This window comes from Frigoribacterium sp. PhB107 (assembly GCF_003751515.1).
Classification (GTDB): domain Bacteria; phylum Actinomycetota; class Actinomycetes; order Actinomycetales; family Microbacteriaceae; genus Frigoribacterium.
On the sequence record NZ_RJKU01000002.1, the window covers coordinates 423,436 to 449,267 of the forward strand.

Genomic DNA, 25,832 nt, shown 5'->3' on the forward strand with positions numbered 1-25,832 from the left:
CATGGGTCTCGGTACACGAGGAAAGTCCAAGTCGGCAGCCACCAAGCGCCGTCACACCCGCCTGCGCAAGAAGGTCGTGGGCACCGAAGAGCGCCCCCGTCTCGTCGTCACCCGCTCGGCCCGTCACGTCTTCGTGCAGGTCGTCGACGACAGCAAGGGCTTCACCGTCGCCAGCGCCTCGACCCTCGAGGCCGACATGCGCACGTTCGACGGTGACAAGACCGCTAAGTCCCGCAAGGTCGGCGCACTCGTCGCCGAGCGCGCGAAGGCCGCGGGCATCGAGGCCGTCGTGTTCGATCGCGGCGGCAACAAGTACGCCGGACGCGTCGCGGCCATCGCCGAAGGCGCCCGAGAGGCTGGTTTGAACCTGTGAGCGACGCTACGAACACCACTCCCCCCGAGGCCCCGGCCGAGGCGACGACGGAGGCCGCCAAGGCTCCCGCCGAGGCCGTCGTCGAGCGCCCCGTCGAGACGGCTGCCGGCTCGGAGTCCAACAACCGCGAAGGCGGTCGCACCGACCGTCGCGGCGGCCAGGGCCGCGGAGACCGCAACGCCGGTGGCCGTGGCCGCGGCGACCGTGACGACAAGAGCCAGTTCCTGGAGCGCGTCGTCACCATCAACCGCGTGTCCAAGGTCGTCAAGGGCGGTCGACGCTTCAGCTTCACGGCGCTCGTCGTCGTCGGCGACGGCAACGGACTCGTCGGCGTCGGCTACGGCAAGGCCCGCGAGGTCCCGACCGCCATCAGCAAGGGCGTCGAGGAGGCGAAGAAGAACTTCTTCCGCGTCCCCCGCATCGGCAACACCATCCCGCACCCCGTCCAGGGCGAGGCTGCTGCCGGCGTCGTGATGCTGCGTCCGGCCTCGGCCGGTACCGGTGTCATCGCCGGTGGTCCCGTCCGCGCCGTGCTCGAGTGCGCCGGCATCCACGACGTGCTCAGCAAGTCGCTCGGCTCGTCCAACACGATCAACATCGTGCACGCGACCGTCACTGCGCTGAAGCTCCTCGAGGAGCCTCGTGCCGTCGCGGCCCGTCGTGGCCTCGACATCGACCAGGTGATGCCGGCGTTCCTGCAGCGTGCAGAGGACGCAGCGCGCACCGCCGCGACCGAGAAGGCAGGTGCCTGATGGCCGCCAACCTCAAGGTGACCCAGATCAAGTCCGTAATCAGCGAGAAGCAGAACCAGCGTGACACGCTGCGGAGCCTGGGCCTCAAGCGCATCGGCCACTCGGTCGTTCGCGAGGACACCAAGCAGAACCGTGGCTACGTCAACGTGGTCGCTCACCTCGTGAAGGTCGAGGAGATTGACTAATGGCTGACGAGAAGAAGGAGCCGGCCGCGAAGGCCGCTCCCAAGAAGGCCGCCGCCCCCAAGGCGACGACCACCAAGGCTGCTGCCCCCAAGGCCGCCGCCAAGAAGCCGGCTGCCGACAAGGCCGCCGCGTCGACGGCGTCCAGCACGACGTCGGCTCCGGCCGGCTCGTCGGACGTCGCGCGTCCGCAGGTGCTCAAGGTGCACCACCTCCGCCCGGCTCCCGGTGCCAAGAAGGCGAAGACCCGCGTCGGACGCGGTGAGGGCTCGAAGGGCAAGACGGCCGGACGTGGCACCAAGGGCCAGAAGGCCCGGTACCAGGTCAAGGTCGGCTTCGAGGGCGGCCAGATGCCGCTGCACATGCGTACTCCGAAGCTGCGCGGGTTCAAGAACCCGTTCCGCGTCGAGTACCAGGTTGTGAACCTCGAGAAGCTCGGCGAGCTCTACCCCCAGGGAGGCGACGTCACCATCGTCGACCTGGTCGCCAAGGGCGCCGTCCGCAAGAACGAGAAGGTCAAGGTCCTCGGCCAGGGCGACCTCAGCGTCGCGCTGACCGTCGCGGTCGACAAGGTCTCCGGCTCTGCCGAAGAGAAGATCGTCGCCGCAGGCGGATCCGTCACCAAGTAATGCCCTGAGGGGGTGGTCCGTCAGGGCCACCCCCTTCAGTCGTCTATCCTTCACACCGGGAGGCCCACCATGTTCAGAGCTGTCGCGCGCATCATGCGCACGCCCGACCTTCGCCGCAAGATCGGGTTCACGCTCGGCATCATCGCGCTCTTCCGGCTGGGGTCCTTCATCCCTGCTCCGTTCGTGGACTACCAGAACGTGCAACTCTGCCTCGCCGGCAGCCAGGGCACCTCGGGCCTCTACGAGCTCGTGAACCTCTTCAGCGGCGGCGCACTGCTGCAGCTGTCCGTGTTCGCGCTGGGCATCATGCCCTATATCACGTCGTCGATCATCGTGCAGCTGCTGCGCGTGGTGATCCCGCACTTCGACACCCTCTACAAGGAGGGCCAGTCCGGCCAGGCCAAGCTGACCCAGTACACGCGGTACCTCACCATCGCGCTGGGCATCCTGCAGTCGACCACCCTCATCACCGTGGCCCGCTCCGGCACGCTCTTCGCGGGCTCCGGCGCCGCGGAGTGCCAGCAGCTCATCACGAACGACGCCTGGTACGCCGTGCTCCTCATGGTCATCACCATGACCGCCGGCACCGGCCTCATCATGTGGATGGGCGAGCTCATCACCGAGCGCGGCATCGGCAACGGCATGTCGCTCCTCATCTTCACGTCGATCGCGGCCCGCTTCCCCACGGCCCTCTGGAGCATCGCCCAGGCGCGCGGCTTCGAGATCTTCCTCATGGTCATCGCGGTCGGGCTGGTCATCATGGCCGCCGTCGTGTTCGTCGAGCAGTCGCAGCGACGAGTGCCCGTGCAGTACGCCAAGCGCATGGTCGGCAGGCGGACGTACGGGGGCAACAACACGTACATCCCGATCAAGGTCAACATGGCCGGCGTCGTGCCCGTCATCTTCGCCTCGTCGCTGCTGTACCTGCCGGCCCTGGTCGCCCAGTTCAACCGGCCTACCGACGGCACCGCCCCGGCGGCGTGGGTCTCGTGGGTCGAGGCGAACCTCACCTCGGGCGACAACCCGCTCTACATGGCGGTGTACTTCGCGCTCATCGTCGGGTTCACGTACTTCTACGTCGCGATCACCTTCAACCCCGAAGAGGTCGCGGACAACATGAAGAAGTACGGCGGGTTCATCCCCGGCATCCGTGCGGGCCGTCCGACGGCCGAGTACCTCGACTACGTCCTGACGCGGGTGACCCTGCCCGGCTCGCTGTACCTCGGCATCGTGGCGCTCATCCCGCTGATCGCCCTCGCCACCGTCGGCGCGAACCAGAACTTCCCCTTCGGCGGCGCGAGCATCCTGATCATCGTCGGCGTCGGCCTCGAGACGGTCAAGCAGATCGACTCGCAGCTCCAGCAGCGGCACTACGAGGGGCTCCTCCGATGACCGGCGCACAGTCGGTCCCGGCGCCGCGCCTCTTGATCGTCGGTCCGCCCGGCGCGGGCAAGGGCACCCAGGCGGTGCGCATCGCCGAGTCGTTCGGCATTCCCGCGATCTCGACGGGCGACATCTTCCGGGCCAACGTCGCCGGCGAGACCGATCTCGGCCTCAAGGTCAAGGCGATCCTCGACGCAGGCGACTACGTCCCGGACAGCCTGACCAACGAGCTCATCAGCGACCGCCTCACGGAGGCGGATGCCGAGCACGGGTTCCTGCTCGACGGCTACCCGCGCACCGTGCAGCAGGTCGACTTCCTCGACGAGTTCCTCGCCGGTCGCGGCGAGGCCCTCGCGGCCGTCGTGCAGCTCGTCGCCGATCGTGACGAGATCGTCGAGCGCCTGCGCCGACGCGCTCTCGACCAGGGGCGCTCCGACGACACGGAGGAGGCGATCCGCCACCGGCAGGACGTCTACCTCCGCGAGACCGCTCCACTGATCGAGACGTACCGCGATCGCGGCCTGCTCGTCGAGGTCGACGGCCTGGGCAGCATCGACGAGGTCGCCTCGCGCATCGACGACGCTCTCATGGGCGCCGGCTTCAGGCCCACCGCCTCCGCGTCCTGACCGACGTGGCGTTCCGCAAGCCCGGGATCTACAAGACCCCCGACGAGCTCCGGCTCATGGTGCGCCCTGGCGTCCTGACTGCGGAGGCGCTGGACGCCGTCGCTGCCGTCATCCGGCCCGGGGTCACCACCGGTGAGCTCGACGCCGTGGCAGAGCGCACGATCCGCGAAGGCGGCGGCGTGCCCAACTTCATGCTCGTGCCGGGCTACCGGCACACGATCTGCGCCTCCGTCAACGAGGAGGTCGTCCACGGCATCCCCGGCGACCGCGTCCTGCGGGCAGGTGACATCGTCTCCGTCGACTGCGGCGCCGAGGTCGACGGCTGGAACGGCGACAGCGCTCGGACCTTCGTCCTCGACGACCCGTCGCGCCCCGAGCTCGTGGCCGAGCGTCGGCTCCTCGCCGAGGTCACCGAGGAGGCGCTCTGGCGCGGCATCGCGGCCCTGGCCGTGGCCCGCCATCTGAACGAGGTCGGCGACGCCGTCGAGGACCACGTGGAGTCCCGGGGCGAGTTCGGCATCGTCGAGGACTACACGGGCCACGGCATCGGCCGGTCGATGCACGAGGAGCCGCCCGTCTTCAACTACCGGATCAAGGGCCACGGCCCCGCGGTGCGGCCCGGCCTCGTCGTCGCCATCGAGCCCATGGTCACGCGAGGAGGCGGCGACACGGTCACCCAGGACGACGACTGGACCGTGACCACCGTCGACGGCTCGGACGCTGCGCACTGGGAGCACTCGGTGGCTGTCCACGAAGGCGGCATCTGGGTCACGACGGCCCACGACGGGGGAGCAGCCGGCCTCGCCGCGCTCGGCGTCCGGCCCGTCCCCGTCGCCTGAGGCCTCGTCCGGCCAGCTCAGCCCCGCGAGGACCCGACCGAGCAGGTCGCCTCTGCGGCCGTCTGGCCCGTGATCGTCGACGGCAGGGTCGTCGTGACCGGTGCCGGCTCGGCCGGCGCTGTGGTCCCCGCATCGTCGGCACCGGTCGTCCCGGTGGCTGCAGGCGCGGGCGTCTCGGGCGCAGGTGCGGGCGCGGCCGACTCGTCCACGGTGGAGCCTCGGCCCACCGCCTCATCGCCGAGCGTGAACTTCTGGTCGGCCTGCAGCGCCGCCTCGAGCACCGCGGCGTCCGACTCGGCGGGGATCACCCGACCGGCCTGGTCGGGGTCGTCGACCACCGGGTACTGCACGAACACGATGTCGGCCGGGGTCAGGTTCCTCAGCGCGAGCGCGAGCGACACCAGCGTGTCGGGCGAGCTCAGGGACGACGAGAGGGTCATGTTGCCGAGCGCCGCCGAGGCCAGCTTGTAGAGCGTCGTCGGGCTGCCGAGCGTGCCGCCGGAGATGATCGTGCGCATCATCGACGACAGGAACACCTGCTGCGAGCTGATGCGGGCGAGGTCGCTCCCGTCGCCGACGCCGTGGCGCGTGCGGAGGAACTCGAGGGCGTCCTTGCCCTGCAGGGAGTGGGTGCCGGCCGAGAGGTCGAGCCCGGTGTCGGTGTCGCGGATCCGCTGCGTGACGCAGACGTCGACCCCGCCCAGGGCGTTCGACATCTCGATGACGCCGTCGAAGGTGATCATGCCCGCGTAGTAGACGCTGAGCCCCGTCATGCTCTCGACGGCGGCGACCGTGCAGCTGATGCCGCCGTCGCCGTAGAGGGTGTTGAACTGCTGGTACGTGGCGGCCGGATGCGCCGCCCCGTCGTCGCCGGTGCACGCGGGACGGTCGATCATCAGGTCGCGCGGGAAGCTGACGGCCGTGAGCTGGGTCTGGTCCTCGGACAGGTGCACGAGGATGTTGACGTCGTTCCGCACCCCGTCGACCACGCCGGCGTCCACCGCGCTGCCGGGATCACGCTGGTCGCTGCCGATCAGGAGGATGTTCGCGCCGCCGGGGATCGCCGAGATCTCCTTCGGGGCGGCCGTCTCGTTGTCCAGGGCGACCGACGTCACCGACGAGGTGAGCTGCTGGGCGGTGATGGCGGCCAAGGAGGCGCCGCTCACGAGCAGCACGGCCAGTGCGCTGGCCACGAGGGTCACCAAGGCCCGGAACGGCCCTCGCCGTCGGAGGCGACCGTGACGGGCGGCCCCTCGGCGGCCGGGCGTGCGTGTCTGCTGGGGCATGCGGAGCTCCTGGTCGGCGTCTCGTCGTCGACTCGGCGTGTCGGGTCGACGGGCGGGTTGCTGAAGTGTAGCGGCATCACCTAGGATCGATCTTTGGTGTTCCCAGGTCACATCTGTGTGCCCGGGGCGCCGACTGCCCGCACGACCAACACCCCCAACTCTGAGCGACTGTGAGTCCATGGCCAAAAAAGACGGTGTCATCGAAATCGAAGGAGCTGTGATCGAAGCTCTGCCCAACGCGATGTTCCGCGTCGAGCTGACCAACGGTCACAAGGTTCTCGCCCACATCTCGGGAAAGATGCGTCAGCACTACATCCGCATCCTCCCCGAAGACCGTGTGATCGTCGAGCTGAGCCCCTACGACCTGACCCGCGGCCGGATCGTCTACCGCTACAAGTAGGGCGTGCTGGAAAGGAACGGCCCCGCGCACCCGCGGGGCACGAAGCCAGCGAGATCAAGGAAACAACGATGAAGGTCAACCCCAGCGTCAAGCCCATCTGCGAGCACTGCAAGGTGATCCGCCGCAAGGGCAACGTCATGGTCATCTGCAAGAGCAACCCGCGTCACAAGCAGCGTCAGGGCTAGTCAGCGGCCACGCTCCGACCGCGACAGCGGTCAGCAGCAGCCGGGGCTCTCGAGCCCCACAGCACCACCCCACGAGCAGCACCAGAACTCGTCGACACGTCGCCCCGCGCGGCGGCCGGCGGGGGACACCCCGGGCGGAGGCCCGGGCACCGGTGCTGCGTCACACCTCCACCACTCTCTGAGGAGAAGCCACCATGGCACGTCTAGCAGGCGTTGACATCCCGCGTGACAAGCGCGTCGAAGTCGCACTGACCTACATCTACGGAGTCGGCCGCACCCGCGCGCTCAAGACTCTCGCCGAGACCGAGATCGACGGCAACATCCGCGTCAAGGACCTCACGGACGACCAGCTCGTCCTGCTCCGCGACCACATCGAGGGCAACTTCAAGGTAGAGGGCGACCTCCGCCGTGAGGTCGCCGCCGACATCCGCCGCAAGGTCGAGATCGGCAGCTACGAGGGCATCCGCCACCGCCGCGGCCTGCCTGTGCGCGGCCAGCGCACCAAGACGAACGCGCGTACCCGCAAGGGCCCGAAGCGCACCGTCGCCGGCAAGAAGAAGGCTCGCTAGGCCCCGGCTCCCGCCGTACGCCTCTAGGTTCGTAGGAGATCAAAATGGCAGCACCGAAGTCGGCCGCGCGCAAGCCCCGCCGCAAAGAGAAGAAGAACGTCGCCGTGGGCCAGGCCCACATCAAGAGCACGTTCAACAACACCATCGTGTCGATCACCGATCCCTCGGGTGCCGTGCTGAGCTGGGCTTCGTCCGGCGCCGTCGGCTTCAAGGGCTCGCGCAAGTCGACCCCGTTCGCCGCGCAGCTCGCGGCCGAGTCGGCTGCGCGTCAGGCGCAGGAGCACGGCGTCAAGAAGGTCGACGTCTTCGTCAAGGGCCCGGGCTCGGGTCGCGAGACCGCGATCCGCTCGCTCCAGGCCGCAGGCCTCGAGGTCGGCTCGATCAACGACGTCACCCCGCAGGCGCACAACGGCTGCCGCCCGCCGAAGCGTCGTCGCGTCTAACTGAGTTGCCGCCCGTCGTGCCTCCTCCTCCCCTCGTGGGGCGAGGAGGCGCGGCGGGCTCGACCGCGTCACCACCGCCTCCTGCGTCCCTCGCACGGGGCGCCCACAACTCAAGAGACCGACGGGCCAGCCACCCTGTCGTACCGCCGAGAGTCATATAGCGGACTCTCCGCCGAAAGGAACCCACAGTGCTCATTGCACAGCGCCCCACCCTCACCGAGGAGAACATCTCGGAGTTCCGCTCGCGTTTCGCGATCGAGCCCCTCGAGCCCGGCTTCGGCTACACCCTCGGCAACTCGCTGCGTCGCACGCTCCTGTCGTCGATCCCCGGCGCGGCCGTCACCAGCATCCGGATCGACGGCGTGCTGCACGAGTTCACGACCGTCCCCGGCGTGAAGGAGGACGTGACCGAGGTCATCCTCAACATCAAGCAGCTCGTCGTCTCGAGCGAGCACGACGAGCCCATCACGGCCTACCTGCGCAAGCAGGGCGCGGGCCAGGTCACGGCCGCCGACATCTCGGCTCCGGCCGGCGTCGAGATCCACAACCCCGAGCTCGTCATCGCCACGCTCAACGACAAGGCGAAGTTCGAGCTCGAGCTGACGATCGAGCGTGGCCGCGGCTACGTCTCGGCCGTGCAGAACCGCGCCGAGTTCAGCGAGGCCGGTCAGATCCCGATCGACTCGATCTACTCGCCCGTCCTCAAGGTCACGTACCGCGTCGAGGCGACTCGTGCCGGTGAGCGCACCGACTTCGACCGCCTCGTCGTCGACGTCGAGACGAAGCCGGCCATCACGCCGCGCGACGCCATCGCGTCGGCCGGTCGCACGCTGACCGAGCTGTTCGGCCTGGCGCGCGAGCTCAACACCGCTGCCGAGGGCATCGAGATCGGCCCCGCGCCGGTCGACGCCGTCCTCTCCAGCGAGCTGCAGACGCCGATCGAGGATCTCGACCTGTCGGTGCGCAGCTACAACTGCCTGAAGCGCGAGGGCATCAACACGGTGTCCGAGCTCGTCGCCCTCTCGGAGACGCAGCTCATGAACATCCGCAACTTCGGTCAGAAGTCGGTCGACGAGGTGAAGGACAAGCTCGTCGAGCTGGGTCTCTCGCTCAAGGACACGGTCCCCGGGTTCGACGGAGCCCACTTCTACAGCGGCTACGACGAGGAAGAGACCAACTAGGTCTCGTCTCCCGACGCCCCCCATCTTCGACAGCTAGGAACCAACGATCATGCCCAAGCCCACCAAGGGTCCCCGCCTCGGAGGCGGCCCGGCTCACGAGCGTCTGATGCTCGCGAACCTCGCCGCATCGCTCTTCGAGCACAAGAGCATCAAGACGACCGAGACGAAGGCCAAGCGCCTCCGTCCCGTCGCCGAGCGCCTCGTCACCTTCGCGAAGCGGGGCGACCTCGCGTCGCGTCGTCGCGCGATGCAGACGCTGCGCAACAACAAGGACGCCGCGCACATCCTCTTCACCGAGATCGCGCCGCTCGTCGAGAACCGTGAGGGCGGCTACACCCGCATCACGAAGCTCGGCTTCCGCAAGGGCGACAACGCCTCGATGGTGTCGATCGAGCTCGTGCTCGAGCCCGTCACCCCCAAGGTCAAGTCGTCGTCGAGCTCGAAGTCCACGCCGGCCGCCGCGCCCGTCGAGGAGCCTGCCGAGGCCCCCGTCGACGAGACCGAGACGGTCGAGCAGAGCGCGCTCGTCGAGGCCGAGACCGAGACGGCTGCCGCCGACGAGGTCGAGACCGACGCCGCCGCGAAGTCGGACGACGTGAAGTCGGACGACAAGTAGTCACGAGCACCACCGGCAGAGGGCCCGTCACCGCGAGGTGACGGGCCCTCCGTCGTCGGGGCGGGGCGGGGCGGGGCTGGGCGAGGCGGGGCGAGGCGGTGCGGGGCGAGGCGACGCGGGGCGGGACAGCTGGCGACGGGCCTCCGCCTACGCGACGACCGTCGTGTAGGTGATCATGCCGACACGCGGCGTCCCCCGAACGGGTGTCGTTCACCTGCTCGAAACCTGCAGGCCCTCGAGGCCCCGTAGCGTGACGGTGTCCCGCCGGATCAGCGGGCCCGAACCGTCACGAAGGACGTCATGCACCCCCGACCCCGTACCGTCAGGACGGTCGCGCTCGCGACCGGTCTCGGCGTCGCACTCGGCCTCGCGCCGCTGGTGCCCGCCACAGCCGCCCTCTCCTCGCCCTCCCTCGGCACCGCCGCCGTGGACGGCTCGGGCCTCGTCATCGACGAGGCCTACCTGAAGGGCGGCAGCGCGAACGCGCCCTTCACGAACAAGTTCGTCGAGCTGTACAACCCGACCGACGCCGCCGTCTCCCTGGCCGGCTGGTCGCTCCAGTACCGGGCAGCGACCTCGTCGGCCGTCTCGGGGGTCGGCGCCCTCGCCGGCACCGTTCCCGCGGGCGGCAGCTTCCTCGTGCAGCTCGGCAGCAACGGCACGGCCGGGGCGGCCCTGCCCCAGGCCGACGCCGTGCTCGGGCTGAACCCCAGCGGCACGACGGGCACCCTCGTGCTCGCCGACCGGGCCACGGCGGTGACGCTCCCCGTCGGCGCGTCGTCCGTCGGGGTCGACGGCGTCGTCGACCTGCTGGGCTACGGCACGTCCAACACCTCCGAGACCGCCGTCGCCGCGACGTCCGGCTCGAACTCCGTCCCCAACTCGCTGGTGCGCACCGACCATGTCGACACCGACGACAACGCGGCCGACTTCACGGTCAGCGACGTCGTCACGCCCGTGAACAGCGCAGGAGGCGCCCCCGCCGACCCCGAGGAGCCCACCGACCCCGAGCCCACCGAGCCGCCCGCGCCCGCGGTCGAGGCGACCATCGCCGAGATCCAGGGCACAGGCGACGCCAGCCCCCTCGCCGGGCAGGTCGTGAGGACGCGCGGCGTCGTCACGGCGACCTACCCGACGGGCGGCCTCGACGGCTACGTCGTGCAGACGCCGGGCACCGGAGGTGCGCTCGACCTCGCGACGCACGCCGCGTCCGACGCGGTCTTCGTCTTCAGCTCGGCCACCGCCTCCTCGGTGTCGGTCGGCGACCACGTCGAGCTCACCGGCGAGGTCACCGAGTACTACGGCCTGACCGAGCTGACGGTCGCCGACGCCTCCGGCCTGGTGCAGCTCGACGCGAGCACCGTCGAGGCCCCCCGGGCGGCGGCTGTCGCCTGGCCCACGACGGATCCCCAGCGCGAGTCGCTCGAGAGCATGCTCATCGCACCGCAGGGCGACTTCACGGTCTCCGACGTCTACACGACGAACCAGTACGGTGAGGTCGCGCTGGCGGCAGGCACCGGCCCGCTCCTGCAGCCGACCGAGGTGGGCCGTCCCGGCAGCGCCGAGGCGGCAGCCGTCGCCGCGGACAACGCCGCCCGTGCCGTCACGCTCGACGACGGCTCGAGCGTGAACTTCTTCACCGCGGCCAACCAGTCGATCCCGCTGCCGTGGCTCTCGCCCGAGACGCCGGTCACGGTCGGCGCCCCGGTCACCTTCGCGGAGCCCGTCGTGGTGGACTTCCGCAACGGCACCTGGAAGCTCCAGCCCACCGGCCGCGTGACCGGCGACACCCCCGTCGCCGAGCTGCCGGCCTCGTTCGGCGTCGTGCGCGAGTCGGCCCCCCGCGACGTCGGCGGCGACGTGTCGATCGCCAGCTTCAACGTGCTGAACTACTTCCCGACGACGGGCGACCAGCTCTCCGGCTGCACCTACTACCGTGACCGCGCCGGGGTGCCGCTCACGGTGAACAGCGGCTGCGACGCCCGAGGCGCCGCCACGCAGGAGAGCTTCGAGCGTCAGCAGTCGAAGATCGTCTCGGCGATCAACGGCCTCGACGCCGACGTCGTCTCGCTCGAGGAGATCGAGAACTCGGCCCGCTTCGGACAGGACCGCGACGCGGCCGTGTCGACCCTGGTCGACGCCCTCAACGCCGACCTCGGCGCCGACGAGTGGAGCTACGTCCCCTCGCCCGCGACGGTGCCGTCGAACGAGGACGTCATCCGCCTCGCCTTCATCTACAAGGCCGGCACGGTCGAGACGGTCGGTGGGTCGACGATCCTCACCGACGCCCCGGCCTTCAGCAACGCGCGTCAGCCGCTCGCCCAGGCGTTCCGCCCTGTCGCCGCGGCCGACTCCGACGACGCCACGTTCGTCGCGATCGCGAACCACTTCAAGTCGAAGGGGAGCGGATCGGGTGCCGACGCGGACCTCGGTGACGGCCAGGGCGCCTCCAACGCCTCGCGCGTCAACCAGGCGGAGGCGCTGGTCGCCTTCTCCGAGCGCGTGCAGCAGGCGGCGGGCACGGACCTGGCGTTCCTGCTCGGCGACTTCAACGCCTACTCGCAGGAGGACCCGATCGAGGTGCTCCGCGACGCGGGCTACGCCGACCTCGGCTCGACCGAGACCGACGAGTACAGCTACGTCTTCGGCGGCCTCAGCGGCTCGCTCGACCACGTGCTCGCCTCGCCGGCCGCGGCCGAGGCCGTCACCGCGGTGGACATCTGGAACATCAACTCGGGAGAGTCGGTGGGGCTCGAGTACAGCCGCTACAACTACAACGCCGTCCCGCTGTTCGAGGAGGGGCCGTTCCGTGCGAGCGACCACGACCCCGTCCACGTGGGCCTCTCCCTCGTCGCCGACGAGGACCCGACCGACCCGACCGACCCGACCGACCCGACGGACCCGACGGACCCGACGGACCCGACGGACCCGGGCACAGGCCCCACGGACCCGTCCGACCCCGGGCACGGCGGGGGCGCGCACCCGCTGCCGCCCGTGGTGCAGGTCATCGTCGCCGTCGTCACCGCCGTGGTGTCGTGGCTGACGAAGCTGTTCGGGTGGCGCTGGCGCTGAGTCGCCGAGTCGCTGACTCGCTGAGCCAGCCGGCGCGCGCGGGGCGGCTGCGCGAGGAGGCCCGAGGGGCGGACGGGCACGAGCCCGTCCGCCCCTCGCGTCGCCCGTAGCATGGACGGCGTGACGAGCGACGCCCCTCCTGCAGCCCCGGCCCTCGACGACCCGGCCTTCGTGCAGGCGGGCCTCACCCGGGTGCGGCTGACGGTGGCCTACGACGGCACCGCGTTCTCGGGCTGGAGCGAGCAGCCCGGCCGGCGCACGGTGCAGGGCGAGATGGAGGCGGCGCTCCGCACGCTCTTCGGCCGGCACGAGCACGTCCCGACCGTCACGGTCGCCGGCCGCACGGACGCCGGCGTGCACGCGCGGGGACAGGTGGTGCACCTCGACCTGACGGACGAGCAGATCGCCCAGCTGCAGCGGCCGCACCGCGGCATGGTCGACCGGTCGCCGCTCGACGCGCCGACGGTCCTCGCTCGGCGCCTGAACGGGCTGGCCGGCTCCTCGGACGAGATCGTCGTCTCGGGGGCGCGACTCGCGCCTCCCGGGTTCCACGCGCGCTTCGGCGCGTTGTGGCGGCGCTACGAGTACCGCATCGCCGACCGCGGGGCCGAGCGCGACCCGACGAGGCGCAGCCACACGCTCTGGTACGACCACCTGCTCGACCTCGACCTGATGAGCGCGACGGCTGCGGGCCTCGTGGGACTGCACGACTGGGCCGCCTACTGCCGCCACCGCGACTACGCGACCACCATCCGCGAGCTCCAGCACTTCACCTGGAGGCGCGACGCCGACGGCGTGCTCGTCGCGACCGTGCAGGCCGACGCCTTCTGCCACAACCTCGTGCGCAACCTCGTCGGCGCGTGCGTCGCGGTGGGGGAGGGCGCCATGCCCGAGCACCGGGCCGTCGGCGTGCGCCGCGAGGCCGCGCGCAACGGCGAGTTCCGCGTGGTCCCGGCGACGGGCCTGACCATGGTCGAGGTGGGCTACCCGTCCGACGACGAGGTCGCGGCACGCGTCGTGCTCACGCAGGTGAAGAGGTCGGCCGCTAGCCTCGACGGATGAGCGCTCCCCGCCCCGCTGCCCCGTCCGACGTCCCCGAGCTGCTGCGCCTGATCGTCGAGCTCGCGGTCTACGAGAAGGAGCCGGACGCCGTCAAGACGACCGAGGCCGACCTCGAGAGCGCGCTCTTCGGCGAGGGGCCCGCCGTCTTCGCCTTCGTGGTCGACGGCGACGAGCCGGGCGAGCTGGCGGGCCTCGCGATCTGGTTCCTCACCTTCTCGACCTGGGAGGGCGTCCACGGCATCCACCTCGAGGACCTGTACGTCGCGCCGCAGCACCGGGGCGCCGGCCACGGCCGGGCCCTGCTGGCGAGGCTGGCGCAGGAGGCGGTGGCCAGGGGGCTGGCCAGGGTCGAGTGGGCGGTCCTCGACTGGAACGAGCCCTCGATCGGCTTCTACCGGTCGCTCGGCGCCTCGTCGATGGACGAGTGGACCACCTTCCGGCTCGACGGCGACGCGCTCTCCTCGCTCGGCGCCTCCTGACGAGGGGGCGGTCCGCCGGTCGGGTCGGCCGGGCGCGACCGTTTGACGCCTCCGGGCGTGTCCGGTATCGTCGACCCTTGGTGTCTGCGCAACTGCGCGCGGCGCCCGAAGTTGAGCCCTCCACCTGACTCGTTCTCACGACATCGTCGCGACAACGGCAACGGAGCGGGATTCACGGACACCTCACCTCGACCAGGAAGCAGCACTACTGTGACGCGCACTTTCTCCCCCAAGCCGGCTGACGTCCAGCCGCAGTGGCTGATCATCGACGCGAACGACGTCGTCCTCGGCCGTCTGGCCTCGCACGTGGCAGCCCTGCTGCGCGGCAAGCACAAGGCGACCTTCGCCCCCCACATGGACATGGGCGACTTCGTCATCGTCATCAACGCCGACAAGGTGGCCCTCACCGGCTCCAAGCTGGCCGAGAAGCTCTACTACCGCCACTCGGGCTACCCGGGCGGCCTGACGGCGACGACCTACTCCGAGATGGTCGAGAAGCACCCCACGCGTGCCGTCGAGAAGGCCATCCGCGGCATGCTGCCGAAGAACTCGCTGGGCCGTGCCCAGATCAAGAAGCTGAAGGTGTACGCGGGTGCCGGGCACCCCCACGCTGCTCAGCAGCCCACGGTTTACACCCTCGACCAGGTCGCCCAGTAGCGTCCGCCTTCAGACTTAAGGACCCCCACACAGTGGCTCAGATCGCAGATTCCATCGACCAGGCTCCCGAGAGCTTCACCACCGAGAGCTCGGCTCCCGAGGCCCAGGCGACGCCCCGCGCCGTCCTGAACGTCTCCGGCTCGGCCGTCGGCCGCCGCAAGGAGGCCATCGCCCGTGCTCGCCTCGTGCCCGGCACCGGCACCTTCGTGGTCAACGGACGCACCCTCGAGGAGTACTTCCCGAACAAGCTGCACCAGCAGCTGATCAACGACCCGTTCAAGGTGCTCGACCTGCTCGGCGCCTACGACGTCACCGTCAAGGTCACCGGCGGCGGCCCCTCGGGCCAGGCGGGCGCCCTGCGTCTCGCCATCGCCCGCACGCTGAACGAGATCGACCGCGAGAACAACCGCGCCACGCTCAAGAAGGCCGGCTTCCTCACCCGCGACGCCCGCGTCATCGAGCGCAAGAAGGCCGGTCTCAAGAAGGCCCGCAAGGCCTCGCAGTTCTCGAAGCGCTAAGAAACACGAGGGGCAGGTCCGCGATGTCGCGACTCTTCGGTACCGACGGCGTTCGGGGACTTGCCAACCGCGAGCTGACCGCCGCGCTCGCCCTGGGCCTCGCCCAGGCGAGCGCGGTGGTGCTCACCAAGGGGCACCACGCCGAGGCGCGTCGTGCCGAGGGTCGGCGGCCGGTGGCGGTCGTCGCTCGTGACCCCCGCATCTCGGGGGAGTTCATCACCGCCGCCGTCTCGGCGGGCCTGGCCAGCTCCGGTGTCGACGTGCTCGACGCCGGGGTCATCCCGACCCCCGCGGCGGCGTTCCTCGTCGACGACATCGGCGCCGACTTCGGCGTCATGATCAGCGCCTCGCACAACCCCGCGCCCGACAACGGGATCAAATTCTTCGCGTTCGGCGGCACGAAGCTGCCCGACGAGGTGGAGGACCGCATCGAGGCCGCCATGAGCGAGCCGCAGCTGATGCCGGTCGGGGGCGACGTCGGTCGCATCCGCCGCTTCGCCGACGCCGAGGACCGCTACGTCCTCCATCTCCTGGGCGCCCTGCCGAACCGGCTTGACGGCATCCACGTCGTGCTCGACTGCGCCCACGGCGCCGCGTCCGCCGTGTCGCCCGAGGTCTTCACCGACGCCGGCGCGACGATCACCCTCATCGGGGCCGACCCCGACGGCATGAACATCAACGACGGCGTCGGCTCGACGCACCTCGACAACCTCGCCGCCGCCGTGCTCGAGCACGGCGCCGACATCGGGATCGCCCACGACGGCGACTCCGACCGCTGCCTCGCGGTCGACGCGAGCGGAGCGGTCGTCGACGGCGACCAGATCATGGCGATCCTCGCCGTCGCCCAGAAAGAACACGGCAGGCTGGCGCACGACACGCTCGTCGCCACGGTCATGAGCAACCTCGGGCTGATCCGCGCGATGGCCGACCACGGCATCACGGTCCGGCAGACCCGGGTCGGCGACCGGTACGTGCTCGAGGACATGAACGAGCACGGCTTCACGTTGGGCGGCGAGCAGTCGGGCCACATCGTCTTCAGCGACTACGCGACGACGGGCGACGGCATCCTCACGGGCCTCTCGCTCGTGGCGCGCATGGCCGAGACCGGCAAGACCCTCGCCGAGCTGGCCCAGGTCATGACGGTCTTCCCCCAGATCCTGATCAACGTGAAGGGCGTCGACCGTGAGCGCCTGGCGGGCGACGAGGGCGTCGCCGAGGCCGTCGCCGCCTTCGAGCGCGAGCTCGGCGACTCGGGTCGCGTGCTGCTCCGCCCGTCGGGCACGGAGCCCGTCGTCCGGGTCATGGTCGAGGCCGCCGACCAGGAGACCGCCGACCGCGTCGCGCACGCGCTCGCCGACGTCGTCCGCGAGCGGCTCGCCCTCTAGCGACCGCTCGGACGGCACGGGCATCGTGCCGCGCCGCCGCTGGTCGGGCACGATGGGCGCATGACCCTCCTCGTGCCGGCTGCCGTCTTCGCGATCCTCTACGTCGTGAGCCGGCGCCGCGACGCCCGGCGGCTGCGCAACGGGGTCTTCCTCGTCGGGGCGCTCGGGGCGCTGCTGCTCGCAGGGGTGCTCGAGCTGGCCGCCGCCAGCGCGCTGCTCCAGCTGGTCGTCGTCCTCGGCTTCGGGCTCGCGGGCGTCCTGATCCTCGTCCTGGCCGTGTTCCTGGTGGCCAACGGGGTCACGATGCTGCGCCTCGAGGGGCGCAGCCTCGGCAACCTGCTGTCGCTGCTGGCCGGGCTGGCGCTGGTCGCCCTGCCGACCGCCGCCGTGCTGCTCGTCTTCCTCCCCGCGAGGACGGCACTGCCGTCGGGCGTCGTCACGGTGCTGGTGTCGCTCGGCGTCCTCGTCTTCCTGGCCTGCCTCTACGCCGCGGCGACCTTCGCGGCCTTCGGGCTCTACTCGCTCGTCTACAGCCGGTACCGCCACACGGACCGTCCCGACGCGCTGGTCGTGCTCGGCTCCGGGCTCATCCGCGGCGAGGTGCCCCCGCTGCTGCGCAGCCGGCTCGACAGGGCCCTCGCGATCTACCGGTCGGTGCCGGTCGGGACGCGACGGCCGATCCTGGTGCCGTCCGGCGGGCAGGGGTCCGACGAGCCGCGGCCGGAGGGCGAGGCCATGGCCGAGTACCTGCTGGCCCAGGGCGTCGACCCGGCCGACGTGCACCCCGAGACCGCGTCCACGAGCACTCGCGAGAACCTCGTGCTCTCGCGGGAGGTGCAGCACGCGACAGGTCGCGGGGGCAGCACGCTCGTCGTCACCAACGACTACCACGTGCTCCGTGCCGCCCTGCTCGCCAGGGCGGTCGGCAGCGACGCCCAGGTGGTCGGCTCACCGACGGCCGCGTATTACGTGCCGAGCGCGTTCCTCCGCGAGTACGTGGCCATCATGGTCGAGCACAAGCGCCTCAACGCGGTCGCGATCGCCGCCGTCGTCGCCTTCGTCGCGCTGCTGACCGTGGTGTCGTTCCTGCCGGTGTGACGACCGCGGCGGGCCAGGGTGCCGGCCCGCGCCTCCTCGGGCCTAGATCTTGCGGAGCAGGACCGAGCTGACCTTGTGGTCGGCCGCCTTGCGGAGCACCAGGGTGGCGCGCGACCGCGTGGGGAGGACGTTCTCGATCAGGTTGGGCTCGTTGACCGAGCGCCACACGGTCGAGGCGAAGGCCCTGGCCTCGGCCTCGTCCATGTCGGCGAACCGGTGGAAGAACGAGCGCTCCTGCGTGAAGGCGCTCTTCTGCAGCGCGAGGAACCGGTCGACGAACCAGCTCTCGATGTCGCTGGTGCGGGCGTCGACGTAGACGGTGAAGTCGAAGAGGTCACTCAGCGCGAGCCGCCCCGCGACGGGGGGCTGCAGCACGTTGAGACCCTCGACGATCAGGATGTCGGGCCGCCGGACGACCACCTCGGCCCCCGGCATGATGTCGTAGCTCGTGTGCGAGTAGAAGGGCGCCCGCACCTCTTCCGCACCGCTCTTGACCTGGGAGACGAAGCGCAGCAGGTGCCGGCGGTCGTAGGACTCGGGGAACCCCTTGCGGTCCATGATGCCGCGGCGCTCGAGCTCGGCGTTCGGGTAGAGGAACCCGTCGGTGGTGACGAGCTCGACGCGGGGCGTGTCGTCCCACCGGCTGAGCAGCTCGCGCAGGAGGCGCGCGACGGTCGACTTGCCGACTGCCACCGAGCCCGCGACGCCGATCACGAACGGGGTGCGCTGCGCCCGCTCGCCCAGGAAGTCGCTGGTGGCCCGGTGCAGGTTGCGCGCACCGGCGGCGTAGAGGTTGAGGAGGCGGCTGAGGGGCACGTAGACGTCCTGCACCTCGCGCATGTCCAGCCGGTCGCCGAGGCCGCGGAGCTGCACGATCTCCGTCTCGGTGAGCGGGAGGCGCGTCGCCGGGGCGAGGTCGGCCCAGGCGTCGCGGTGGATCTCGACGAACGGCGTCGCGTGGGTCGTCGGGGAGCTCGCGTCGGCCATGGGCCCGAGGCTACCCGGTCGGCCGCCCGGCGCACCCGGGCGTGCCGCGGAGCCGGCGCGGCAGGCTCGAGAGGGCTCGTCGGGTCGTCTCCCCGGGCCCCGCCGGGCCACGCCCGGGGGCCTCGCCGACCGACCAGCGCCGACGCCCTAGGATCGTCTGCATGTGTGGAATCGTGGGATACGTGGGCTCTGCCGGAGCCGGTGAGAAGAGCGTCGAGGTGCTGCTGGGCGGCCTGAAGCGGCTCGAGTACCGCGGCTACGACTCGGCCGGGGTCGCGGTCATCGGCGCGGACGGCGCGCTCGACAGCCGCAAGAAGGCCGGCAAGCTCCAGGTGCTGGTCGACGACCTCGAGGCCGACCCCCTGCGCGACGGCCAGACCGGCATCGGCCACACCCGCTGGGCGACCCACGGCGGCCCGACCGACGAGAACGCGCACCCGCACCTCGCCGACGACGGCAAGCTCGCCCTCATCCACAACGGCATCATCGAGAACTTCTCCGAGCTCAAGGCCGAGCTGCTCGCCGAGGGCGTCGAGTTCCTCAGCGAGACCGACTCCGAGGTCGCGGCGCACCTCGTGGCCCGTGCCTACCGCGCCACCGGCGACCTCGCCGAGGCGCTGCGCACCGTCGTCGCCACCCTCGACGGCGCCTTCACCCTCCTCGTCGTGCACGCGGACCAGCCCGGTGTCGTCGTCGGCGCCCGCCGCAACTCGCCGCTCGTGATCGGGCTCGGCGACGGCGAGAACTTCCTCGGCAGCGACGTCGCGGCGTTCGTCGCCCACACCCGTCGTGCCATGTCGATCGGCCAGGACCAGCTGGTCACCATCCGCCCCGACTCGGTCGAGGTCGTCGACTTCGACGGCGCCCCCGTCGAGACGAGCGAGTTCGAGATCGACTGGGACGCCTCGGCCGCCGACAAGGGCGGCTGGTCCAGCTTCATGGCGAAGGAGATCAGCGAGGAGCCCGAGGCCGTCGCGAAGACCCTGCTCGGCCGCGTGTCGGGCGGCGTCGTCTCGCTCCGCGAGCTGGACGGCGTCGCCGACCGCCTCGTGACGGTCGACCGCGTCATCGTCATCGCCTGCGGCACCGCCGCCTACGCCGGCATCCTCGGCAAGTACGCCATCGAGCAGTGGGCCCGCGTGCCCGTCGAGGTCGAGCTCGCGCACGAGTTCCGCTACCGCGACCCCGTGCTCGACGAGAAGACGCTGGTCGTCTCGATCAGCCAGTCCGGCGAGACCATGGACACGCTCATGGCCGTCAAGTACGCCCGTGAGCAGGGCGCGCAGGTCCTGTCGATCTGCAACACGCAGGGCTCGACCATCCCGCGCGAGTCCGACGCGGTCATCTACACGCACGCCGGCCCCGAGGTCGCCGTCGCGTCGACCAAGGCGTTCGTCGCCCAGGGCACGGCCCTGTTCCTGCTCGGGCTGCACCTCGCGAAGCTCCGCGGCACGCTCAGCACCGACGAGATCGCCGCGCAGGTCACCGACCTCCAGGCCATCCCGGAGAAGATCGAGCGCGTGCTCGAGTCGTCCGAGCGCATCCGCACCCTGGCGGGCTGGATGGCCGACACGCGGTCGGTGCTGTTCCTCGGCCGCCACGTGGGCTACCCGATCGCCCTCGAGGGCGCCCTGAAGCTCAAGGAGCTCGCGTACATCCACGCCGAGGGCTTCGCCGCCGGCGAGCTGAAGCACGGCCCGATCGCGCTGATCGAGCCCGGCCAGATCGTCTTCGTGATCGTGCCGTCGCCCCGCGACCCGCGCTCGCTGCACCCGAAGGTCGTCTCGAACATCCAGGAGATCCGCGCCCGAGGTGCTCGCGTCATCGCGATCGCCGAGGAGGGCGACGCCGCGGTGCTGCCCTTCGCCGATGAGGTGCTGCACATCCCGCTCGCCGCGCCGCTCTTCGAGTCGCTGCTCGCCGTCGTGCCGTTGCACGTCTTCGGGATGGAGCTCGCCGCGGCCAAGGGCCTGGACGTCGACCAGCCGCGCAACCTCGCCAAGTCGGTCACCGTCGAGTAGCGGGCCGCCGATGACACACCCCCGCAGATCGTGATCGTGGGCATCGGGGTCGACGTGGTCGACCTGGACCGCTTCGAGGGCTCGCTCGACCGCACGCCGGCCCTGCGCACCCGCCTGTTCGGCGAGGCCGAGCTGGTGCTGCGCGACGGCTCGCCCCGTCGCGTCGAGTCGCTGGCCGCCCGCTTCGCCGCCAAGGAGGCGCTGATCAAGGCCCTGGGCGGCTCGGCCGGGGTGCGCTGGCACGACGTCGTCGTCGAGTCGGACCCCGACGGGGCGCCGAGCCTCGTGCTCACCGGGGGAGCGCGGTCGCTGGCCGACTCGCGGGGCGTGACGCGCCTCCACCTGTCGCTCAGCCACGACGGCGGCGTCGCGGTCGCGTACGTCGTCGCCGAGGGGCCCGAGCCCGGCCAGGCGCCGTCCGCGCGATCGGCGAGCTCGTCGCGCTCGTCGGACGAGGAGGCGGTGGTCGCGTGACGCAGGACGTCCGGCTGACCGTCGACACGGCGGCCCTGGCCCACAACGTCGGGGTGCTCCGCGAGAGGGCGGGCTCCGCCCTCGTGATGGTCGTCGTCAAGGCGAACGCCTACGGACACGGCGCGGTCGAGAGCGCCCGGGCCTTCGCGGCCGCCGGTGTCGACTGGCTCGGCGTCGCCGACCTCGACGAGGCCCTCGAGCTCCGCCGCGCGGGCATCACCACGCCGGTGCTCGCCTGGCTGCACGCGCCCGGCGAGACGTTCGAGCAGGCGGCTCGGCACGACGTGACACCCGCGGTCTCCGACCTCGCGCAGCTCGAGGCGGCCGCCGCCGCGGGCGTCCGCGCCGTGCACCTCTGCGTCGACACCGGGCTCAGCCGCAACGGGGCCGTCGAGTCCGAGTGGCCCGCCCTGTTCGACCGGGCCGCCGAGCTGCGCGACCTGCTGCCCGTCGAGGGGCTGATGAGCCACCTCTCGAACACGTCGCCCGAGGAGGACGGGCTGCAGCTCGCCTCCTTCCTCCGTGCCTCCGCCGCCCTCGGCGAGCGGGGCGTCGAGCCGCCGCTCCGGCACCTCGCGGCGTCTGCGGCGGCCCTGCACTACGAGGGCTCCCACACCACCCTGGTGCGTCTCGGGCTGGCGGCCTACGGACTGAGCCCGTTCCCCGACCGCACGTCGGCAGACTTGGGTCTCCGGCCGGCCCTGACGATGACGGCGCCCGTGACGTCGACCAAGCGCGTGCCCGCCGGCGAGGGCGTCTCGTACGGGTACCTGTTCCGGCCCGAGCGCGACACCACCATCGCCGTCGTCCCGGTCGGCTACTCGGACGGGATCGACCGCGCTGCGAGCGACCGCGCGTCGGTGACGATCGGCCAGCGCACCTACCGCGTGCGCGGGCGCATCGCCATGAACGCCCTCGTGATCGACGTCGGCGACGACCCGGTCGAGGTCGGCGACGAGGTCGTCGTGTTCGGCGACCCGGCGCTCGGGCGACAGGGCGCCGACGACTGGGCCCGCGCCTCCGGCAGCATCACCTGGGACGTCGTCGCCTCGCTCTCCGCACGACTCCCGAGGAGCACCGCATGACGGCCTGGATGCGCCGCGCGACGATCGACCTGGCCGCCTACCGGGCGAACCTGACCTCGCTGATCGAGCGCATGGCGCCGGTCGAGGTGCTCGCGATCGTCAAGGCCGACGCCTATTCGCTGGGCGCCGACGTGATCGTTCCCGAGGCGCTCGCCGCGGGGATCCGCTGGTTCGGCACGGTCGAGCCGCAGCCCGCGTACGAGATGCGCCGGGCGGGCGTCGGCGACGAGGCGTCGTTCTTCGCCTGGCAGCTCGGCCCCGACGAGGACTGGGACGCCGCCGTGCGGCTCCGGGTCGACCTCGGGGTCTCGACCCTCGAGCAGCTCGAGTCGTTCGCCGCCGCCGCCCGGGCGGCGGGCTCGGGCCATGAGGCGCTCGTCCACCTCACGATCGACACCGGGCTGCACCGCGAGGGTTGCCTGCCCGCCGACTGGCCCGCCTTCGTCGCGCGCGCCGTCGAGCTGCGCGACGAGGGCACGGTGCGGCTGCGCGGCGCGTTCTCGCACGTGTCCGAGACGAGCGAGGCCGACGACCACGCCGCCTCCCTCGTGTTCCGCAGGGCGCTCGAGGACGCGGAGGCGCTGGGGGCGACGTTCGAGAAGCGCCACATGTCGTCCAGCTCGGCGGGCATGGAGCACCCCGAGCGGCGCTTCGATATGGTCCGCATGGGCTCGAACGGCTACGGCAACCCCGTCACGGAGGGCGTGACCGCCGCCGACCGCGGGCTCCGCCCCGTGCTGACCCTCGGAGCCCGCGTGGTGCGCGTCAAGCGCGTCGCGGCCGGCACCGGCGTCTCGTACGACTACACCTGGCGGGCCGAGCGCGACACCACGCTCGCCCTCGTGCCCCTCGGCTACGCGGACGGCGTGAGCCGGCGTGCGCAGCAGCGAGCCCAGGTGACGATCCACGGCCGGCGGTACCCGATCGTGGGCCGCGTCGCGATGGACCAGTTCCTCGTCGACGTCGGCGACGACGTGGTCGAGGTCGGCGACGAGGTGCTGCTCTTCGGCCCCGGCGACGACGGCGAGCTCACCATCGGCGAGTGGGCCGACCTGACCGACAGCATCCCGGAGGAGGTCTCCTGCCGCATCGGCGCGCGCGTGCCGCGGCGCTACCTCGGCAGGACCGGCGGGGGAGTCGACCCCCGCGCGACCGCGCCCGACGGGACGGCTGCCGGGGCGTCCTCGTGACCGTGCCGCCGCCTGCTGCGGGCCGGGTGCTGTTCGCCGGCGACCTCGTCGACACCGAGGCGACGGAGGCGCTCGGCCGCCGGCTCGCCGGGCTGCTGCGTGCCGGCGACCTGCTGGTGCTGACGGGGCCGCTGGGCGCCGGCAAGACCACGCTGACCCGCGGCCTCGGCGCCGGGCTGCAGGTGCGCGGCCAGGTGGCGAGCCCCACCTTCGTCCTCGCGCGCACGCACCCGACGGCCTCGGGCGTGCCGCTCGTGCACGTCGACGCGTACCGGCTGGGCGGCGCCGACGAGCTCGACGACCTCGACCTCGACTACGAGGGGTCGGTCGTCGTGGTCGAGTGGGGCGCCGGGCTGCTCGACGGTGTGGCGGAGTCGTGGCTCGACGTCGTGATCGAGCGCCCGACCGGCGCGGGAGGCGAGCTCGGCGACGACGGCCGCGACCCCGAGGGCCTCCCCGCCCCCGACGGCCTCGCCGACACCGACCCCGACGACGTCGCCGACGAGCCGCGCCGCCTGACGATCACGGCGCACGGCCCGCGCTGGGAGGGCGTCCGGCTCACGACCGGCTGAAGCGCTGCTCTCCCACGACGCCGAGCAGCCCGAGCGCCTCGGCGGCGCCCGACCCGGGCACGGGGGTGAGCACGAGCAGCACCTGCGACTGGTCCTCGGTGAAGAGCGCCTGGCAGTGCACCTCGATCTCGCCGACCTCGGGGTGCCGCAGGGTCTTGTGCTCGTCGAAGCGGCTGCCCACCTCCTGCAGGTCCCAGTAGCGACGGAACTCGTCGCTCGAGGCGAGGAGGCTCGCCACGACGCGCGCCGCCAGCGGATCGGGATCGGGCATCGACGCGGCGACGCGCAGCTGCGCGACCTGGAGCCGGCCCTGGTGCTCGTGGTCGTGCTCCGGGTACTGGCCGCGCGCCTCCGGGTGGGCGAACCAGCGGTGGATGCCGCTGCGGTCGAGGCCGGTCCAGCCGAGCCCGTCGCCGAAGACGGCGGCGGCGAGCCGGTTCTGCGCCAGGGTCTCGCCGAGCTCGGTGATGACGAGGGCGGGAGTGTCGTCGAGGCGGTCGAGCACGCGCATGAGGCCGGGGCTCACGTGCGGAGAGCGGCGTGCACGGCGGGGAGCCTCGTGGCCGGCGAGGCGGAACAGGTGGTCGCGCTCGTCGAGGTCGAGGCGCAGCCCGCGGGCGATGGCCGTGAGCATCTGGTCGGAGGGCTGCGGCCCCCGGCGCTGCTCGAGGCGGGCCCAGTAGTCGGACGACATGCCGACGACCGAGGCGATCTCCTCCCGCCGCAGGCCGACGGTGCGACGACGGGCGCCGGAGGGCAGGCCGACGTCGGAGGGCTGCAGCGCCTCGCGGCGTGCGCGGAGGAACTCGGCGAGTCCGGGACGGTCCATGGGCCCATCCTCGCCCCTGGCGGCGGCGCGGACCAGGGACCGGCGCTCCCCCGATGGGCGCTCCCTTCCCGGGCGGGGAGGCGCGGCGCAGGCTGGGCTGCGACGGGGCCCCGGGCCCCGACGCCGCCGGACGACACCGACGGCCCACACGATCGAGGAGACACCATGAAGACCACCGGGAACACCGTCCTGATCACCGGCGCCACGTCGGGCATCGGCCTCGGCCTCGCCGAGCGCCTGAGCGCCCGCGGCGACACCGTGATCGTCGCGGGACGCCGCCGTGCGCTGCTCGACCAGATCGTCGCGACGCACCCCGGCGTGCACGCCGTCGAGCTCGACGTCGCCGACCCCGAGTCGATCCGCTCGGCCTTCGAGACGGTCACCCGCGAGCACCCCGGCCTCGACGTCGTCGTGACGATGGCGGGCATCATGCTCCCCGAGGACCTCCGTGACCCTGCGCACCTCGACGTCGCCGAGTCGATCGTCACGACGAACCTGCTCGGCACGATCCGCACCGCCGCCGCGTTCGGCCCCTGGCTCGCGGCCAAGCCGGACGGCGTGCTGATGACCGTCTCGTCGGGCCTGGCGTTCGTGCCCCTGCCCGTGACGCCGACCTACTCCGCCACGAAGGCGGCAGTGCACTCGTTCACGCAGAGCCTCCGCGTGCAGTGGGCCGACACGCCCCTCCAGGTCGTCGAGCTCGTGCCGCCGGCGGTGCAGACCACGCTGATGGGCCAGCAGGACGACGAGTCGGCCATGCCGCTCGACGAGTTCCTCGACGAGACCGTGCAGATCCTCGAGCAGCAGCCCGACGTCGAGGAGGTGCTCGTGCGGCGCGTGCGGTTCCTCCGCGACGCCGAGGCCGAGGGGCGCCACGCGGACGTGCTCGCGCTGCTCTCGCAGCACCGCTGACCGGCCGTCCCAGTCGAGACGAGGAGG

General features: G+C 71.6%; 29 protein-coding genes. 26 read left to right on the forward strand and 3 right to left on the reverse strand.

All coding sequences use genetic code 11. The annotated features are described in order from the left end of the window. Window position 1 precedes the first annotated feature (1 nt). The 7 genes from rplR to map all read left to right on the forward strand — a co-directional run bounded on the left by rplR (window position 2) and on the right by map (window position 4,784). Window positions 2-373 carry a 50S ribosomal protein L18 gene (gene rplR, locus EDF18_RS10195; RefSeq protein ID WP_123355181.1) on the forward strand — a complete coding sequence of 124 codons (372 nt, stop codon included), beginning with the start codon at window positions 2-4 and terminating at the stop codon, window positions 371-373. Continuing rightward, window positions 370-1,125 carry a 30S ribosomal protein S5 gene (gene rpsE / locus EDF18_RS10200; protein WP_123547698.1) on the forward strand — a complete coding sequence of 252 codons (756 nt, stop codon included), beginning with the start codon at window positions 370-372 and terminating at the stop codon, window positions 1,123-1,125. Before rplR ends, rpsE begins: the two co-directional genes overlap by 4 nt. After that, the gene (rpmD, locus tag EDF18_RS10205; protein ID WP_123547699.1) at window positions 1,125-1,310 is read left to right on the forward strand and encodes a 50S ribosomal protein L30; all 186 of its coding nucleotides are present in this window, start codon (window positions 1,125-1,127) and stop codon (window positions 1,308-1,310) included. The genes rpsE and rpmD overlap by 1 nt, the downstream gene beginning before the upstream one ends. Continuing rightward, complete coding sequence (gene rplO, locus EDF18_RS10210; protein WP_123547700.1) at window positions 1,310-1,936, forward strand: 50S ribosomal protein L15; 627 nt, start codon at window positions 1,310-1,312, stop codon at window positions 1,934-1,936. Before rpmD ends, rplO begins: the two co-directional genes overlap by 1 nt. A gap of 69 nt (window positions 1,937-2,005) precedes the next feature. Then, window positions 2,006-3,328: a preprotein translocase subunit SecY gene (gene secY / locus EDF18_RS10215; RefSeq protein WP_123547701.1), complete on the forward strand. Its 1,323-nt coding sequence runs from the start codon at window positions 2,006-2,008 to the stop codon at window positions 3,326-3,328. Beyond that, window positions 3,325-3,945, forward strand: a complete 621-nt coding sequence (locus EDF18_RS10220) for an adenylate kinase (protein ID WP_123547702.1) — start codon at window positions 3,325-3,327, stop codon at window positions 3,943-3,945. The genes secY and EDF18_RS10220 overlap by 4 nt, the downstream gene beginning before the upstream one ends. 5 nt (window positions 3,946-3,950) lie before the next feature. Then, on the forward strand, window positions 3,951-4,784 hold the full coding sequence (map, locus tag EDF18_RS10225) for a type I methionyl aminopeptidase (protein ID WP_123547703.1): 834 nt from the start codon (window positions 3,951-3,953) through the stop codon (window positions 4,782-4,784). A 17-nt stretch (window positions 4,785-4,801) separates the two neighbouring features. Here map and EDF18_RS10230 read toward each other — a convergent pair whose 3' ends face one another. After that, window positions 4,802-6,070, reverse strand: a complete 1,269-nt coding sequence (locus EDF18_RS10230) for an LCP family protein (protein WP_123547704.1) — start codon at window positions 6,068-6,070, stop codon at window positions 4,802-4,804. A gap of 178 nt (window positions 6,071-6,248) precedes the next feature. Between EDF18_RS10230 and infA the strand changes: the two genes are divergently transcribed. The 13 genes from infA (at window position 6,249) to EDF18_RS10295 (ending at window position 17,735) form a co-directional block, all read left to right on the forward strand. Then, complete coding sequence (infA, locus tag EDF18_RS10235) at window positions 6,249-6,470, forward strand: translation initiation factor IF-1 (protein WP_055857193.1); 222 nt, start codon at window positions 6,249-6,251, stop codon at window positions 6,468-6,470. Between the two features lie 68 nt (window positions 6,471-6,538). Further along, window positions 6,539-6,655 (forward strand): 50S ribosomal protein L36, encoded by a 117-nt coding sequence (rpmJ, locus tag EDF18_RS10240; RefSeq protein ID WP_043593327.1) that lies wholly within the window; start codon window positions 6,539-6,541, stop codon window positions 6,653-6,655. A 194-nt stretch (window positions 6,656-6,849) separates the two neighbouring features. Further along, a complete protein-coding gene (gene rpsM / locus EDF18_RS10245) occupies window positions 6,850-7,224 on the forward strand; it encodes a 30S ribosomal protein S13 (protein WP_056057338.1) in 375 nt (124 codons plus the stop codon). A gap of 44 nt (window positions 7,225-7,268) precedes the next feature. After that, complete coding sequence (gene rpsK / locus EDF18_RS10250) at window positions 7,269-7,667, forward strand: 30S ribosomal protein S11 (RefSeq protein WP_055799944.1); 399 nt, start codon at window positions 7,269-7,271, stop codon at window positions 7,665-7,667. 188 nt (window positions 7,668-7,855) lie between these two features. Next, window positions 7,856-8,848, forward strand: coding sequence for a DNA-directed RNA polymerase subunit alpha (locus tag EDF18_RS10255; protein ID WP_123547705.1), 993 nt, complete (start codon window positions 7,856-7,858; stop codon window positions 8,846-8,848). A gap of 49 nt (window positions 8,849-8,897) precedes the next feature. Next, window positions 8,898-9,464, forward strand: a complete 567-nt coding sequence (gene rplQ, locus EDF18_RS10260) for a 50S ribosomal protein L17 (protein WP_123547706.1) — start codon at window positions 8,898-8,900, stop codon at window positions 9,462-9,464. A gap of 300 nt (window positions 9,465-9,764) precedes the next feature. Next, complete coding sequence (locus tag EDF18_RS10265) at window positions 9,765-12,536, forward strand: ExeM/NucH family extracellular endonuclease (RefSeq protein ID WP_199732416.1); 2,772 nt, start codon at window positions 9,765-9,767, stop codon at window positions 12,534-12,536. A gap of 111 nt (window positions 12,537-12,647) precedes the next feature. Beyond that, entirely contained in the window at window positions 12,648-13,598 is a 951-nt protein-coding gene (locus EDF18_RS10270) for a tRNA pseudouridine(38-40) synthase TruA (RefSeq protein WP_123547707.1), read from the forward strand. Next, window positions 13,595-14,077: a GNAT family N-acetyltransferase gene (locus tag EDF18_RS10275; RefSeq protein WP_123547708.1), complete on the forward strand. Its 483-nt coding sequence runs from the start codon at window positions 13,595-13,597 to the stop codon at window positions 14,075-14,077. Before EDF18_RS10270 ends, EDF18_RS10275 begins: the two co-directional genes overlap by 4 nt. A 210-nt stretch (window positions 14,078-14,287) precedes the next feature. Beyond that, window positions 14,288-14,734 (forward strand): 50S ribosomal protein L13, encoded by a 447-nt coding sequence (gene rplM, locus EDF18_RS10280; protein WP_123547709.1) that lies wholly within the window; start codon window positions 14,288-14,290, stop codon window positions 14,732-14,734. 32 nt (window positions 14,735-14,766) lie between these two features. Continuing rightward, window positions 14,767-15,252, forward strand: coding sequence for a 30S ribosomal protein S9 (rpsI, locus tag EDF18_RS10285; protein ID WP_123547710.1), 486 nt, complete (start codon window positions 14,767-14,769; stop codon window positions 15,250-15,252). A gap of 23 nt (window positions 15,253-15,275) precedes the next feature. Beyond that, window positions 15,276-16,637, forward strand: coding sequence for a phosphoglucosamine mutase (gene glmM / locus EDF18_RS10290; protein WP_123547711.1), 1,362 nt, complete (start codon window positions 15,276-15,278; stop codon window positions 16,635-16,637). 60 nt (window positions 16,638-16,697) lie between these two features. After that, window positions 16,698-17,735 (forward strand): YdcF family protein, encoded by a 1,038-nt coding sequence (locus EDF18_RS10295; RefSeq protein WP_123547712.1) that lies wholly within the window; start codon window positions 16,698-16,700, stop codon window positions 17,733-17,735. A 42-nt stretch (window positions 17,736-17,777) separates the two neighbouring features. Here the strand turns inward: EDF18_RS10295 and coaA are convergent, their stop codons facing one another. Next, window positions 17,778-18,722 (reverse strand): type I pantothenate kinase, encoded by a 945-nt coding sequence (gene coaA / locus EDF18_RS10300; RefSeq protein WP_123547713.1) that lies wholly within the window; start codon window positions 18,720-18,722, stop codon window positions 17,778-17,780. 161 nt (window positions 18,723-18,883) lie between these two features. Here coaA and glmS point away from each other — a divergent pair, with 161 nt between their 5' ends. Genes glmS through tsaE form a run of 5 tightly spaced genes read left to right on the forward strand, consistent with a single transcriptional unit; the run spans window position 18,884 to window position 24,064 of the window. Then, window positions 18,884-20,743 (forward strand): glutamine--fructose-6-phosphate transaminase (isomerizing), encoded by a 1,860-nt coding sequence (gene glmS, locus EDF18_RS10305; RefSeq protein WP_123547714.1) that lies wholly within the window; start codon window positions 18,884-18,886, stop codon window positions 20,741-20,743. 30 nt (window positions 20,744-20,773) lie between these two features. After that, the gene (locus EDF18_RS10310) at window positions 20,774-21,217 is read left to right on the forward strand and encodes a holo-ACP synthase (protein WP_123547715.1); all 444 of its coding nucleotides are present in this window, start codon (window positions 20,774-20,776) and stop codon (window positions 21,215-21,217) included. Continuing rightward, on the forward strand, window positions 21,214-22,302 hold the full coding sequence (alr, locus tag EDF18_RS10315) for an alanine racemase (protein WP_123547716.1): 1,089 nt from the start codon (window positions 21,214-21,216) through the stop codon (window positions 22,300-22,302). Before EDF18_RS10310 ends, alr (EDF18_RS10315) begins: the two co-directional genes overlap by 4 nt. Further along, entirely contained in the window at window positions 22,299-23,492 is a 1,194-nt protein-coding gene (gene alr / locus EDF18_RS10320; protein WP_123547717.1) for an alanine racemase, read from the forward strand. The genes alr (EDF18_RS10315) and alr (EDF18_RS10320) overlap by 4 nt, the downstream gene beginning before the upstream one ends. Before the next feature lie 2 nt (window positions 23,493-23,494). Then, the gene (tsaE, locus tag EDF18_RS10325) at window positions 23,495-24,064 is read left to right on the forward strand and encodes a tRNA (adenosine(37)-N6)-threonylcarbamoyltransferase complex ATPase subunit type 1 TsaE (RefSeq protein WP_369878355.1); all 570 of its coding nucleotides are present in this window, start codon (window positions 23,495-23,497) and stop codon (window positions 24,062-24,064) included. Here the strand turns inward: tsaE and EDF18_RS10330 are convergent. After that, on the reverse strand, window positions 24,051-24,893 hold the full coding sequence (locus EDF18_RS10330) for a helix-turn-helix transcriptional regulator (RefSeq protein WP_123547719.1): 843 nt from the start codon (window positions 24,891-24,893) through the stop codon (window positions 24,051-24,053). The two genes, tsaE and EDF18_RS10330, sit on opposite strands and share 14 nt — an antisense overlap. Window positions 24,894-25,058: 165 nt before the next feature. Between EDF18_RS10330 and EDF18_RS10335 the strand changes: the two genes are divergently transcribed. Further along, entirely contained in the window at window positions 25,059-25,805 is a 747-nt protein-coding gene (locus tag EDF18_RS10335) for an SDR family oxidoreductase (protein ID WP_123547720.1), read from the forward strand. The last annotated feature ends 27 nt before the right edge of the window (window positions 25,806-25,832 follow it).